The organism is Cohnella mopanensis (assembly GCF_022352055.1).
Classification (GTDB): Bacteria; Bacillota; Bacilli; order Paenibacillales; family Paenibacillaceae; genus Cohnella; species Cohnella mopanensis.
This window is the reverse complement of the sequence record NZ_JAKRWM010000006.1, coordinates 172,151-185,395: the sequence shown is the minus strand read 5'-3', so window position 1 is coordinate 185,395 and position 13,245 is coordinate 172,151. Positions and strand designations below refer to the sequence as shown.

Sequence of the window (13,245 nt, the reverse complement as noted above, 5' to 3'; positions counted from 1 at the left end):
ATACCGTAAAATAAAGCGCTGAAATATCCGTTACGCAAAAGGAATTCCTTACCTGCTCTTGGCTAATGATGTGGATTTGCATCTCCGTGGCGCATTCAATTAGAGTTCGGAAAAACCCAACTACAGCCCCGTTTCACCCGTACCCAGTTAATAAAGATTTAAGAACCGATTTAGATGCGGTTAATTTCTGTCCTATAGTATAGAATCGGAGGGCATCCTGAATATGCCACCATTCAAAAAGGTAGTTCAATACTATAGAAACGAGGAGTTCCGATGCCGATCCGGAGGCGAATGCTGCTTTCTTACACGGTTATGATGCTCGTATCCGTGCTGTCGATCCTGGCGTTGCTGCTAACGGTGGCGATCGCCATTACGGGCGATTTGACCGGAGTCCGCAATTTATTCGACAAGCAGTACGCGCTTAAACCAATATCCATAGAAGAGCAAAATGCTTTCGACGAAGTAAGGTACTTAGCGAAGAAAACCCCGAATCGCCTATTTGACGCAGAGTTGTTGTCCACCCTCGATATCCGGTTGCCCTCGGTACAATCCGGCTTGATCGTGAGGGAGGACGAACGCATCCTATATGCCACGCCGGCACTTAAGTTGTCGAGCGCAGCCGTCGAACTGCCACCGTACGAGATGGTCAATATTAATGTACGGGGGACCTGGTCGGCGGACGATCGGTTTTTTACGTACGTGAAATTCGATTTTCTATTCCCTAATCAAACTCCCGGCAGTATTTACATCGTAAAGCAAGTCAGCCCCTACGGAGAAATGACGAGCGAGTGGTTTCCGGTCATGATCGCACTCTTATTGATATTGCCGTTGCTCGTGAATGGTTTGCTTAATTATTTCGTTTCGCGAAGCATCGTTAATCCTCTTAAAGAGCTGAAGCAAGCTACGGATCAAATACGTGAAGGAGACTTGGCGTTCGAGGTCCGCACGGGTTCTCGAGACGAGATCGGACAATTGTTTCATTCGTTCGAGGAAATGCGGCGGAGGTTGGAGCAGTCGGTCAAGCTGCAGCTACAATACGAGGAGAATCGCAAGGAATTGCTGTCGAATATATCCCACGACCTGAAGACGCCAATCACGACGATTAAAGGTTATGTGGAAGGGATTCGGGATGGGGTGGCCAATACGCCGGACAAGCTGGACAATTATTTGTCGACGATCTATTCCAAAGCCGTCGCGATGGATCGGTTGATCGACGAGTTGTTTTTGTTCTCTAAGCTTGATCTGGGGAAAGTTCCGTTTAACTTCGAGAAGGTGAATATCGGGCGGTATATGGAGGACTTGGTAGAGGAGTTGGAGATGGATCTGGCCGAGCGGCAAATCTCCATTCGATACCTCTCTCCGCATGGCGGTCCGCTGTATGCCAAAGTCGACCGAGATAAGCTTAAGCGAGCGATGTTCAATATGACGGACAACAGCGTGAAGTACATGGACAAGCCTCTTAAAGAGATTCGGATTACGTTATCCGTCCTGTCACACGATGAAATTCTCGTCGAGTTGAGCGATAATGGTCCGGGGATCGAGGCTGAAGCGGTTCCGTATATTTTTGAGCGATTTTATCGGGCTGAGCAGTCGAGGAGTTTGCAGACGGGCGGAAGCGGACTCGGGCTCTCCATCGTCAAACAAATCATTCACGAGCATGGCGGCAGCATCTGGGCCACGAGTCGGGAAGGCGAAGGGACGACCCTTTCGTTCACGTTAAAGCGATTGGAAGGGGGGACGGACATTTGAAAAAAATATTGATCATAGAAGATGAGCCGAGCATCGCCCAGCTACAAAGGGATTACTTGGAGATCAACGGGTTCGCCGCGGATATCGTGGCGGACGGGGATGCGGGGATTAGGCAATCGTTAAGCAATCAATACGATCTGATTCTGCTCGACATCATGTTGCCCAAGGCCGATGGATTCGAGGTGTGCCGGACAATCCGGTCGAAGATCGACATTCCGATTATATTCATTTCCGCCAAGAAGGAAGAGTTGGACAAAATTCGCGCACTTGGGCTGGGGGCAGACGATTACATGATCAAGCCGTTCAGTCCCGGCGAGATGGTGGCCCGAGTTAAGGCGCATTTAGCACGTTATGACCGTCTGAGGGGTGACCCTATAGCGCGGTTGAATGAAATCAACATCCGCGGATTGAAAATTGACCGCGCGGCGCACCGCGTATTCGTTAACGATAAGGAGATAACGGTAACCGCGAAGGAATTCGACCTCCTCACTTTTCTCGCCGATCATCCTAACCGGGTATTCAGCAAGGAGCATCTGTTCGAGCAACTATGGGGGTTCGATGCCGCAGGGGATCTTTCGACCGTTACCGTTCATATTCGCAAGTTGAGAGAGAAGATCGAAACGGATCCATCCGATCCTCAATATATAGAGACCGTGTGGGGGGCGGGGTACCGGTTTACGGTGTGATTCAACCTGGGAACTCTCCTATCGTTTGTAAGCAAGGGGTTTTTCGAATAAGTCACTCGACTTATCGGAAGATCTCTTTTTTATTTAAGGCGATTGCGGATGTGGCGATAGCGGCAATCGGTGCTCTTGCAATGATTTAATCAAATGATTGGATGGATTTAAGAAATGATTAATATCCCGTTTAGGCTGAGTTTAGAATGACCGCTTAAGATGAAGTCTGTGAGCAACGTTAAACAAATCAAGAGGAGTGATTCGCATCATGAAGATCAATAAGAAGATTGTTTCGATGGCGCTGGTTGCGGCGGTAGGCGCAACGGTTGCCGGACAAGCCTTCGCTGCAGAAGCAGATACGACGAATGCGGCTATGGCCGTTAATGGCGAAGCGGCAATGAATGAATTGGTGAGGCAGGGCGTGCTGAACGGATACGGAACGCAAGGGTTGAAGCCTGAGCAACAAGCAAGCCGCGCGGAGTTGGCTAAGATCGCGCAGCTAGCCTTCAAGCTAGAGCTAGGAAGCGCTACGGCAAAAACATTCTCCGACGTCCCTAACGGAGCTTGGCATTCGCAGTATATCAACGTCATAAGCGGACTCGGAATCATGAATGGAACCTCAGCCACTACATTCAAGCCTGCTGCACCTGTTACTCAAGCTCAGCTGGCGCTTGTAGTTTCTCGCATTACCCAAATAGATATGGCGACCGTTACTTCATGGCTGTCTCAATACTCTCCTCTGGCGGTCATAACCCGCGCGGAGATCGCGCAAGTCGTTACCTCCGCTCAGGAAGCTCTGGCAAATGCGCCGGTTAAAGTGATGCGCGTCAAGTCGCTTAGTAAAATGACGGTAGAGATTGTCTTGTCCAAGCCTATCGCCGAGGAAGAAGCGAATCTGGATTTGGCCCAAAAAAACTTGACTTTCAATAACGGTTTGCAAATCGTCAACGTCCCCCGGCTGAAAAGCGGCTCGATTTCGACTTATATCGTACCGGTAACGACTCAGAAGGCGGCTACGACATATACATTCTCCTATAAAGGCAAAATGGCTGGTTCATTCGCATCCAGCCAAGAGAATATCCGCATGGATTCCACGCGTTCTGTAACGTCGGACACGTTCGAGGTCGAATCGCTTAGGACTGACGGCGTGGTGGATTACGGGTATGTGATCCAAGCTTATGCTGGCGGACGCGGCTCCTTAGCCTTCGCGCTGGACGAGGACAATCAATACAACGGACAAGCCTTTCAAATCATTTCTTCCCTTAGAGATCGCGTGGCAACAATCACACCGCAAGGCGGTGAACCGATTGTGGCAGCCTATGTGCCGTTCACCCAATCTACGGATGGCCGCCAGGGTGCGAAATTCCGGTTGCCTGCAGGTCAATCTTTGAAGGTTGGAACTTCTTATACGGTAACGGCGGATTGGTTTACGCTGAAGAATCAGACTTTCGTGGCTCAGCAAGCCGCTCCACTCGTTATCGAGAGCGCCAAGCAAACAAGCGCCACTTCGCTTGAAATTACGTTGGCTGCGGATCCCAAAGACGAATTGTTCGCAGGACGCGGAGTCACGCTGACGGCCGATGATGGAACGGTGCTAACGGCGCAATATAAATTCCAGTCCCGCAAAGGTGCGGTCGGCGTATTCGATCTTCTTAACGACGGCCAACTGCAAGTCGGCAAAAAGTATGCTGTAACCCCGATAGGGGACTGGGCAACGGTTGCCAGCCCGGTTAACCTAGGACAATAAAAGGCGCATATAACCTTCTAAGAAGGGTAAACTAAACCAGCGGCGCTTGTAGATGAAGCGTCGCTTGTATCCGGCTATTGTTATAGGGAAAAAGGAGTTGTGTGGATGGTTACGTAAGCAGATAATTAAGTTTGCTTTTTATGAGGGAACCTGTTATAGTAAAAACTATCGAAATCGTGACCTGGATTCACAAAATGGAAAGGGTTATAATTTTGAATTAAACCCTCGCCATGTTGTGGATTTTTTATTCGTATGAATAAAAAAGTTCATGAGGCAATAGAAGTTGGAGGTGAATTACATGCAAACAGGTACAGTGAAATGGTTCAATGCAGACAAAGGCTTCGGTTTTATCGAGGTTGAAGGCGGCAACGACGTATTCGTGCACTTCAGCGCGATCACGGGTGAAGGCTTCAAAACTTTGGACGAAGGACAACGCGTTCAATTCAACGTGGTACAAGGCAACCGCGGACCACAAGCGGAGAACGTTGTTAAACTGTAAATCCAGTACAAAAATGCCCTTAACGGTTAGTTAAGGGCATTTTTTTAGGTTATGCTAATGGAGAAGGGGGCTCGTCCATGTACTCACGGAAAAAGGTGTTCGAAGAAATTCCTGAAGAAATGACGGCGATCTGGTCCTGTACGAGTGATGATTGCAATGGGTGGATGAGAGATAATTTCGCTTTCGAAACAGCGCCGACTTGCGGCATTTGCCACAAGCCGATGGAAAGCGGGATGAAGATGCTTCCTCAGCTTGTAAACACGAGCAAGGATCAGAAATCCACTCGTAAAGGCGTTACAATCGGATAACCAAACTTGTTGGAGAGCACCGCGAGAGGTGCTCTTTTTCTTTTTGTCTTTTTGAACCGGACGCAGGTCCTCGCAAACACGACGAATAGGAAATGCACCCCTAGAATAGGACATCATTGAAAGGTTTTGTCTCAATGTCCATTCCATGGGGTGCATTTCTTGTGTCCTGCGTTGGCTTCAACTAACTTTTCTTGGCGATAGAGAAGATAACGGTCTTGGTGTTGGCATCGATGCTAATGTTAACCGTATCGTTGCCGATAGTAACTTGCTTAGAGGATACGATCGTTCCGGCTTCCACATGGGTGCAAACTTCAGTAAACCATTTGTGGAAAGTAGCGGCGTTATATCCGAACAAGTAGTTAGAGAACGTTTCGACCGCTTCCTCATTACGTGCAAATGTACCTTCGCGAAGTTGAATCGTAATCCCGTAGGTGTTGTATAGAGGATCTAGCCATAAAGCGACTTCTTCCTGCTGCTTCGTTTTCCCGGAGGACGATGCCGTTACGCTGTCTTTCTCCTTCTGGTCTTTGTACAACCGAAGCGTCGTGTCCAGCAACTCATGATTTGCGCCTCTTAATTGACCTGCCTGCTTCAGCACGTCGTAGGCATCCCGCATTCTTTGGTCGGGGAATACGATTACTTTCGTTCCCCCGCCGATCGTAGGCACGGACAGTTGAAGCCGGTCCGCGGAGGAGTTTGTAACGGCGATTCTTTCTTTTTTGTTCGTGAGCCTATTCAGGAGCACAAGCGATTGCGCTCGGGTGACTTTGTCGCCAACACCGAAGTAACCGTTCGGATAGCCCTGCATAATTCCTTTGGCCAAAGCCTCCGCGATGAATTTCTGCTCGCGTTCCGATGCGCTCATTAAATCCCCGTACGATTGAGCGAGCTTCTGGCTGAATTGGCTATCCTCCAGAAATTCCGTTTCCTGAAGCGTATAGTAGATGATTTCCGCTACGTTCTCCCGAGTCATATCGCTTTGGAAATCGCTGTAACGGCTTCTGTTCAAGAAATGAAGATCGCTCGCGACATCAATGTAGGGTTTGGCCCAGTAGCCTACCGTAGCCGGTTTGAAATTATAATAACGGTAATCTTGCTTAATGATCGTCTGATTCTCCGAACTCAACGATTGCAAGAAGCTGGGCGTCCAGCTTCGTTCCCCGTTCTGATGCAGATCGGAGTAAGAGAGGATGAGCATCTTGATGAATTGGTCGACTTTAACGGGTTGATTGGGTTGGAAGGTTCCGTTAGGATAGCCGTCCAGAATCCCTTTATTGACCATGTCGGTTATCGTTTTCTCGGCCCAATGGCCTTTAATATCCTTGAAGGGCAATTGTTGTTGCGCATAAGCAATGCTGCTTGTGCAAAATAAGGTAATCATTAATGCAAATACGGTCAAGCGACGCATGAGGATCCTCCTGATTATCATTTGCCAAATGGTGGCTTTATAAGCTAATCATAATTGAGAAGGGTTTGATACAGCCGGGATGACTAATGTGCCGGGAGACACGTGCGGTCTTAGGTTGTGTTTCCTCTAGGTCCTAAGTCGTATAGCCCATGCGCGGCAACCATTTGACAACATTAAACATTCACTAGGTAAAATGCCGATATATATAGTACGAACCATGAAATGGGGGTGCTTCTTATGTCGAAGCCAACGATCTTCGTATTAACCGGTACTAGCGGATCAGGACGTAAAACGGTTGCCCGGAAGACGGGAGAGAAGCTCGGTTGGGTGTCGGTGCGATCCTGTACGACCCGCGTGCCTCGTAATCCAGACCAACCTGATGGCGATTATCAATATATTAGTCGTGAGCAATTCGATGAATGGGAGCAGGCAGGCAAGTTCGTACAGACGGTGATGATTGATAAGAACAAATACGGCGTACTGCTTCAGGATTTGGAATCGGCATTAACAGGGGAGCGGGACGTGTACCTCATTCTTAACCGGGAAGGGGCGTCTGCGCTTAAACAACGTTACGGGGACAAAGTTGTACGATTATTCATCTATGTGGACAAACAAACGGTGCGCGAACGTCTGGAAAGCAAAGGCGTCGGATACGAGGTCGTAGAGAACTACTTGGAACATTACATGGAAGAAGTAACTTATCGTAAATCGTGCGAGCATGTCTTCGAGAACGTGGACTTAAACCGTACGATAGAGCTCATTTGCGAAGCGGTCAAACCTTACAGACGTTAAATATAAAGCATACGCGAATAAACCGGCTGGTCATCCAGCCGGTTTAGTTCATGATGTATTTAAGCGGTCTGTCCTTCCCTTGCCGATTCGATTTTCAACTTCAGCTCAGCGCGTTCATCCACTTTGAGGATAGGGCAGTTGTAACATTTTGTTCCATTCTCTCGTTTATAATACATGCAGCATGCCGATCTTAAGATGATTTGACTCCCGGGACTGTAGGGGCTGTCAAGGTAACAAGGCGTGTGGTCGAAGGGGTTCTTCCTGCGATTAAAGGTTTCCCCGGGCAGTCCGGCCAACAACAAATAATCGGCGTCGATCACTTGTCGGAGAGGCCCTTCGGGAGTGATTTGCCGCAAGTAATCCATGACATATGCGATTCGGGCGCCGTATTGGTTCCAGATGATGGCTGGTTTCAATCCTGCCGCGGAAGCTGCCGTTTCAACGAGCGGATTCACGGTGTCGGAGAAGTAACGCGTCCATTCCTCTACCATAGCCGCATCTCGGTCGATCGTTGGCAGGTCGATCCACTTCAGCTCCTTGATTTGGAAGACGACATGGGCGTGATCATTATGGGCTTCTAATTGTAGCGTTAAATTGTCCAGGGAGAGATCCAATTTTCGATTATATTGGGACATGACGATCTGCTTGGTAGCCGCGAGACCGAAGAAAGCTAGGCCGATGAAAGAGACGGCGAGCTCGAGACCGATTCCTTTCACCAATATCGATCCCTGCTGTAATACTTCTTTCATTTTGTCAGCATGAAGTACGTCTGTCAGCGGGACGGATAGGATCGGATCGTCCGAGCCGCTGGTTGAGATATGGAAATGCTCTTCGAACATTTTCAAGTCCAAGGGGATTTCACCTACTCTGATTATGATAATCATTATCACTTGTGGGTTTAAGCATAACGTCGCGAGACCGTTTTTGTCAAACGAGTGACCAAGTCTAAATCTTATGTAAAAAAGTAACATCTAATAAAGACGAACCAATAGTGAAAGAGTATAATAAGGGGGCTGAATAGAAAGGGTGGAGGAAGTTGTTGGGTTTGAGAAAGAAGCTTTCGCCGCTTAATGCGGTCGTATGGACGCAATTCTTAAGCGCGTTCGCTGATAACTTGAATTTCTTTTTAATCGTAGGATTGGTCAAAAGAGAAGGCGCGTCCGATCCCGACGGGATGGTCACCTACATTCAAATGGCGTTCTTAATTGCCTATGTTATACTAGCTCCTATCGTAGGCGCGTTCGCGGATAAGAAAGCCAAGTCGCACGTCTTATTGCTAGGTAATATACTTAAAGCGACTGGAATCATGTTGTTGCTAGTCGGGGTTCCTCCCGCATTCTGCTACTTTTTCGTCGGAGTAGGCGCAGTCGTCTATTCTCCCGGAAAGTATGGCATACTCTCGGAATTAACGAATAACGAACGGGATCTGTTAAGGGCAAACGCGCAGGTAGAGGGATCTACGATCCTTGCGATCCTGTTGGGTACGGTTGCCGGAGGATTCCTCGCAGCGAATTCGGACCTGCCGGCTATTCTCGTTTGTTTATTTATCTATTTATTGTCTCTGAGCATGACGTTCCTCGTCCCGGTAAGGGCAGGAAATCCCGATATTCGTTATCAGCAAGCCGCAGGACAATTTTTCCGCGATGTATTCAAGTTGTTCCGAAGCCGCAGGAGCCGCTTCTCGTTAATCGGCACCGGGGCATTCTGGCTGACTGCATCGGTACTGCGTATTGCTCTTATAGCATGGCTTCCTTTGAATCTAGGAATCGAAGACACGGACCAACAATCGATGATTATCGGAGTAACGGCGCTCGGAGTCGTGGCTAGTGCTTGGCTGACGCCTAAGTTAGTGCCGGAGGGCAGGCTTTATCGGGGATTTTATTATGGAATCGCGATGGTTTCAGCCGTTATGGCCGCCAACTTTACGAACGAACTGTGGTTGACGGTAACGTTGCTATTCATTACCGGGGTGATGGGCGGTATTTTCCTAATCCCGCTGAATACGATGTTGCAGGAGGAAGGGAAATCCGCCATCGGCTCGGGCAGAACGATAGCCGTGCAAAATTTCGTGGAGAACTCCTTGACGGTTATCGGATTGTTCCTGTACTTGATGCTTAGGCAGATGAATGTGCCTGTCAATCACTCCGTAATGGGAATCGGAGCGGTATTAACGCTATTCTTCATCTATCTAGCTTTCCAAATCGGCGCAGTCCGGGCAAGCTACTCCCGCAATGAGATGAGATGAACGAGCTGCGGATTGGCCGTAATTTTAATGACCGCGTGGCCAGAGTCGTACTCAGCCGTTCCCGATCCGACTTCCGTTGAAGATTCCGTACCCAGCACATAGAACAGATCATCGGCGAGCGTGCGAATGCAAACTTCGCGCTCGTCTTTGCTGAGGCTCTCCCAGTCATTCGTTTCCATTTCGAAAGCTTCATAAAATTGAGGTACTGTAGATAAAGCGCGGGACAAGTCATCGAGAATGTGATCATATGCTCTTGTATATGCGATTGCCATAGGGGATGCCCCTCTCAAGTTTTGTTTCATTATACGCGACACTTTATTCTTTAGCCAACCTTTAGATGATCTCCCTTGATGTAACACTTTAACACTGAGTTTACATTCGTTATAATAAATGAGGTTACGGAGGTGAATAGCATGAAGTCTTCAAGGTTAGGAGCATGGATATCCAAACCGTTTATTTTTTTCACTCTATTGATGGTGATCAAGATCTACTTAGCGAGAATCGTCATTTTCGACAGTTCGTCGGCGTGGCTTCAACTCGCGACGGGTATTCCGTCGGTGTGGGTGATATTCTGCCTGATCGAGTGGCTTGCGCCACGGAGAAAATTAGGTGTTTATATAACGGTTAATCTCCTGCTCACGACGATCTTTTTCGCGGTTATCATGTATTACAAATATTTCGGGGTTATCGTTACTTACCATGCCTTACAGCAAGTGAACCAAGTAACGGAGGTGAGAGGGAGCGTTTTCTCCTTGCTTCACCCGTACTTCTTGTTTATTTATACAGACGTGGTCGTGTTCTTACTGTTATATATGAGCCGGCGGTTTAGGAACTGGGGCAGATCGCTTGCGGTTCGCGAATCGAACGTATGGATTGCATCCCTGTTCTCCCTATCTCTAATAACGTCAGTAACGACGGTCTGGACGCATCAAGACAGCATCAACGAGCTTAAACAAGCGGAGAATATGGGGATCTTGAACTACGAAGCCTACGCGGTATTCGCTAGCGCGACGCAAGAGGTGGAAGACCCTAGCAACGTAACGGAGGATGCTATCCGCAACCTAAAGGCCTGGCAAGAACCTGCAGTTCCGCTCTACTGGGGCAAGGCCGAAGGGAAGAACGTAATTGTTCTGCAGCTCGAAGCGGCTCAGAATTTCCTGCTCGATCTTAAGATCGACGGGCAAGAAGTCACTCCCGTTATGAACAAGCTGATGAAGGAACATTTCTATTTCCCGCATTTCTATCAGCAGGTCGGACAAGGCAACACTTCGGATGCCGAATTCGTCGTTAACACTTCGTTCTATATTCCTCAACACGGAGCGGCGGCTCAGGATTATGGAGATCGTGAGCTTCCGAGCATGCCTAAGGTGTTGAAGGAACACGGATATCAGACGGCGACGTTCCATACGAATGATGTACAGTTCTGGAATCGCAAAGAGCTTTATAAAGCCATCGGCTTCGATCAATACTATGATGCTAAGTTTTTCGGCAGCGACGATATGGTGTTCTTCGGCCCTTCCGATGAAGTATTGTATGATAAGACGGCCGATGAATTGCTGAAGATGAGTCAAACCGGCCAACCGTTTTATTCGCAGATTATCTCGATGTCTTCCCATCATCCGTTTAATATCCCGGACCGTAAAATCCGTTTTCAGCTTCCGGAGAGATATAAGAACACGTTAGTGGGGGACTACATCCAGGCTCAGAACTATACGGACTATGCGCTTGGGACGTTCATAGACAAGTTGAAAGCCAACGGCTTGTGGGACAAATCGGTGATCGTCATTTACGGGGATCATCTTGGACTGCCCATCTATTCGCTAAGCGATCGCGAGATGAATCTCATGAAAGAAATTTATAATCGCGATTATAAGTACTCCGAAATGTTGAACATCCCATTGATGGTTATAGCTCCTGGGATAACGGAGCCGAAGAGAATGGAGCAGACGGGCGGCCAAGTCGATATTATGCCGACGCTCGCTAACCTGCTGGGTGTTTCTTTGCAAGGGCATATTCATTTCGGGCAAGATCTTCTCAATACGACGCATAACTTGCTGCCGCAACGTTATTATCTGCCTTCGGGCTCATTCGTAAACGATAAAGGAATTTTCGTGCCGGGTCTCAATTATGATGACGGAATTCATTACATGTATGATGGCGGTAAACCAAGTGAGACCGATTCTACTGAAAGTGAATATAATCGTGCGTTGGAGCTTTTGCGATTATCCGACAGTTATGTCAGCCACTTGCCGAAGCATGAATGATCACTTGGCGTTATAGAATGATTAGGGGGGTCAGATAGTGGTACTTAAAAATATAGAATGGAAAAAGTACGCGCCGCTACTGTTGATGCTGGTTTTTCCGGTTCTGGGTTGGATGTACGCTTTGACCAATAATATAGAGGATCAAGAGGTTTACAGATTAATTACGAGCGTAGACGAGGCTATCCCGTTCATTAAATTTTTTGCGTTGCCGTATTCGATCTGGATTTTCTACATTTACGTTTGCTTGTTTTATTTTTTCAAGAAAGACATTAACGTCTATTATCGTTCGCTGATGACTTATGTCGTCTGCGCATTGCTCTGTTACTTGATCTATTCCGTATTCCAGACGACTGTGGACCGTCCGATGATTGTCGGTAGCGATCCTTTCTCTCATCTAATGAGATACATTTATAATCGGGACCAACCCTTTAACTGTTTTCCAAGCATCCATTGCTTCTCAAGCTATATGGTCATGAGGGCAATCTGGACCAGCAGCTTCCGCAATAAATGGAACGTAACGCTTATTACGGGGATGTCCAGCCTTATTATTATGTCCACTTTATTCGTGAAGCAACACGTAATCATGGATGCCTTGGCCGGCTTTTTCTTGGTTGAAGTCGTAACTGCGGGGATCATCTTGATCGAACGAAGACTTCGCGTTACGCGCGAGCGTCAGAAGAGCACATTCGGAGCTTGATGGATAACATAAAAAAGCTGATCGTCCGGGCGGAAATATTCTTCCTGCCGAGATGATCAGCTTTTCTTATTGATTAGGAACAAGTCAACGTAAAACGACATAAGCGTCGTAAGTGCTGCTTAATTTGGTCTATGCTGTAGCCCTTCTCATTCTTAATGTGGAAGTAGCCGAGCGGAGACATCGAGCAAATGATGAAATGGGCTGCCAACTCGGTATCGATTGTATGTTCGGAGTCCGGTCGGACCATTTCGATTAGAAGGTCGGATATGCTGTCTCTAAAAAAGTGGTAAACGGGAGTGTGGAAAAAGTTTCCTCGCTCATCGTTGCAGTTCATCTTCGATTCCATGGCCATCATCAGTCCGGAGATAAGTCCTGACTTCTCTTCAATGGCATCTACCCAGTGATCGATAATGCCACCCAGGCGTTCGACGGCGGGGGCTTGTCTGTTTTCTTCTAAGTATACACGAATAAGTTCCATAATCTGATTGCTATAATCATCAAGAATATCTAGACATAAATCGCCTTTGTGGGCGTATCTGCGATATAGCGTTGCTTGTCCGACGCCTGCAGTTTTGGCAATCTGATGCATGCTGACCGGTTGGACGCCATGTTCGTTAAAGAGATCATGGGCGGTCTGGAGAATCAATTGACGGTTTTCAACAGCGTCTTTACGTTCCCGACGAACGGATACAGACACAGAATCGCCCCCTCATTTCACTGAAATTTAACATTCCGCGTGTTGACATCCGGACAATTGTCCGGTAACATCGTGATTAAACGGACAATTGTCCGTTATTCATGCGGGTTTACCTTCGTAGGGTCCATATGTTTATATTGTACCGCCAAGCCATGGTGCGGT

General features: G+C 47.8%; 13 protein-coding genes. 9 read left to right on the top strand and 4 right to left on the bottom strand.

Features of this window, described 5'->3' with window-relative positions; translation table 11 throughout:
- Positions 1–273 precede the first annotated feature (273 nt).
- The 5 genes from L3D05_RS11510 to L3D05_RS11490 all read left to right on the top strand — a co-directional run bounded on the left by L3D05_RS11510 (position 274) and on the right by L3D05_RS11490 (position 4,980).
- A complete protein-coding gene (locus L3D05_RS11510) occupies positions 274–1,749 on the top strand; it encodes a sensor histidine kinase (protein WP_239616199.1) in 1,476 nt (491 codons plus the stop codon).
- A complete protein-coding gene (locus L3D05_RS11505; protein WP_239616198.1) occupies positions 1,746–2,435 on the top strand; it encodes a response regulator transcription factor in 690 nt (229 codons plus the stop codon). Before L3D05_RS11510 ends, L3D05_RS11505 begins: the two co-directional genes overlap by 4 nt.
- Positions 2,436–2,694: 259 nt before the next feature.
- Entirely contained in the window at positions 2,695–4,173 is a 1,479-nt protein-coding gene (locus tag L3D05_RS11500; RefSeq protein WP_239616197.1) for an S-layer homology domain-containing protein, read from the top strand.
- Positions 4,174–4,471: 298 nt separating this feature from the next.
- The gene (locus L3D05_RS11495; RefSeq protein WP_041059099.1) at positions 4,472–4,672 is read left to right on the top strand and encodes a cold-shock protein; all 201 of its coding nucleotides are present in this window, start codon (positions 4,472–4,474) and stop codon (positions 4,670–4,672) included.
- Between the two features lie 77 nt (positions 4,673–4,749).
- Positions 4,750–4,980, top strand: a complete 231-nt coding sequence (locus tag L3D05_RS11490) for a cold-shock protein (protein ID WP_239616196.1) — start codon at positions 4,750–4,752, stop codon at positions 4,978–4,980.
- A gap of 181 nt (positions 4,981–5,161) precedes the next feature.
- Here the strand turns inward: L3D05_RS11490 and L3D05_RS11485 are convergent, their stop codons facing one another.
- Positions 5,162–6,388, bottom strand: coding sequence for an S-layer homology domain-containing protein (locus L3D05_RS11485; RefSeq protein ID WP_239616195.1), 1,227 nt, complete (start codon positions 6,386–6,388; stop codon positions 5,162–5,164).
- A 237-nt stretch (positions 6,389–6,625) separates the two neighbouring features.
- Between L3D05_RS11485 and L3D05_RS11480 the strand changes: the two genes are divergently transcribed.
- Positions 6,626–7,180, top strand: coding sequence for a guanylate kinase (locus L3D05_RS11480; protein ID WP_239616194.1), 555 nt, complete (start codon positions 6,626–6,628; stop codon positions 7,178–7,180).
- Positions 7,181–7,239: 59 nt separating this feature from the next.
- Here the strand turns inward: L3D05_RS11480 and L3D05_RS11475 are convergent, their stop codons facing one another.
- Complete coding sequence (locus tag L3D05_RS11475; RefSeq protein ID WP_239616193.1) at positions 7,240–8,031, bottom strand: (2Fe-2S)-binding protein; 792 nt, start codon at positions 8,029–8,031, stop codon at positions 7,240–7,242.
- A 194-nt stretch (positions 8,032–8,225) separates the two neighbouring features.
- On the opposite strand from L3D05_RS11475, the gene lplT reads away from it, so the two are divergent.
- Positions 8,226–9,425, top strand: coding sequence for a lysophospholipid transporter LplT (lplT, locus tag L3D05_RS11470; RefSeq protein ID WP_239616192.1), 1,200 nt, complete (start codon positions 8,226–8,228; stop codon positions 9,423–9,425).
- Here the strand turns inward: lplT and L3D05_RS11465 are convergent.
- Positions 9,401–9,697: a hypothetical protein gene (locus tag L3D05_RS11465; protein ID WP_239616191.1), complete on the bottom strand. Its 297-nt coding sequence runs from the start codon at positions 9,695–9,697 to the stop codon at positions 9,401–9,403. The two genes, lplT and L3D05_RS11465, sit on opposite strands and share 25 nt — an antisense overlap.
- A gap of 141 nt (positions 9,698–9,838) precedes the next feature.
- On the opposite strand from L3D05_RS11465, the gene L3D05_RS11460 reads away from it, so the two are divergent.
- A complete protein-coding gene (locus tag L3D05_RS11460; protein WP_239616190.1) occupies positions 9,839–11,689 on the top strand; it encodes an LTA synthase family protein in 1,851 nt (616 codons plus the stop codon).
- A 37-nt stretch (positions 11,690–11,726) separates the two neighbouring features.
- Entirely contained in the window at positions 11,727–12,386 is a 660-nt protein-coding gene (locus tag L3D05_RS11455) for a phosphatase PAP2 family protein (RefSeq protein WP_239616189.1), read from the top strand.
- 73 nt (positions 12,387–12,459) lie between these two features.
- Here L3D05_RS11455 and L3D05_RS11450 read toward each other — a convergent pair whose 3' ends face one another.
- Positions 12,460–13,083, bottom strand: a complete 624-nt coding sequence (locus L3D05_RS11450; protein ID WP_239616188.1) for a TetR/AcrR family transcriptional regulator — start codon at positions 13,081–13,083, stop codon at positions 12,460–12,462.
- Positions 13,084–13,245: the final 162 nt, after the last annotated feature.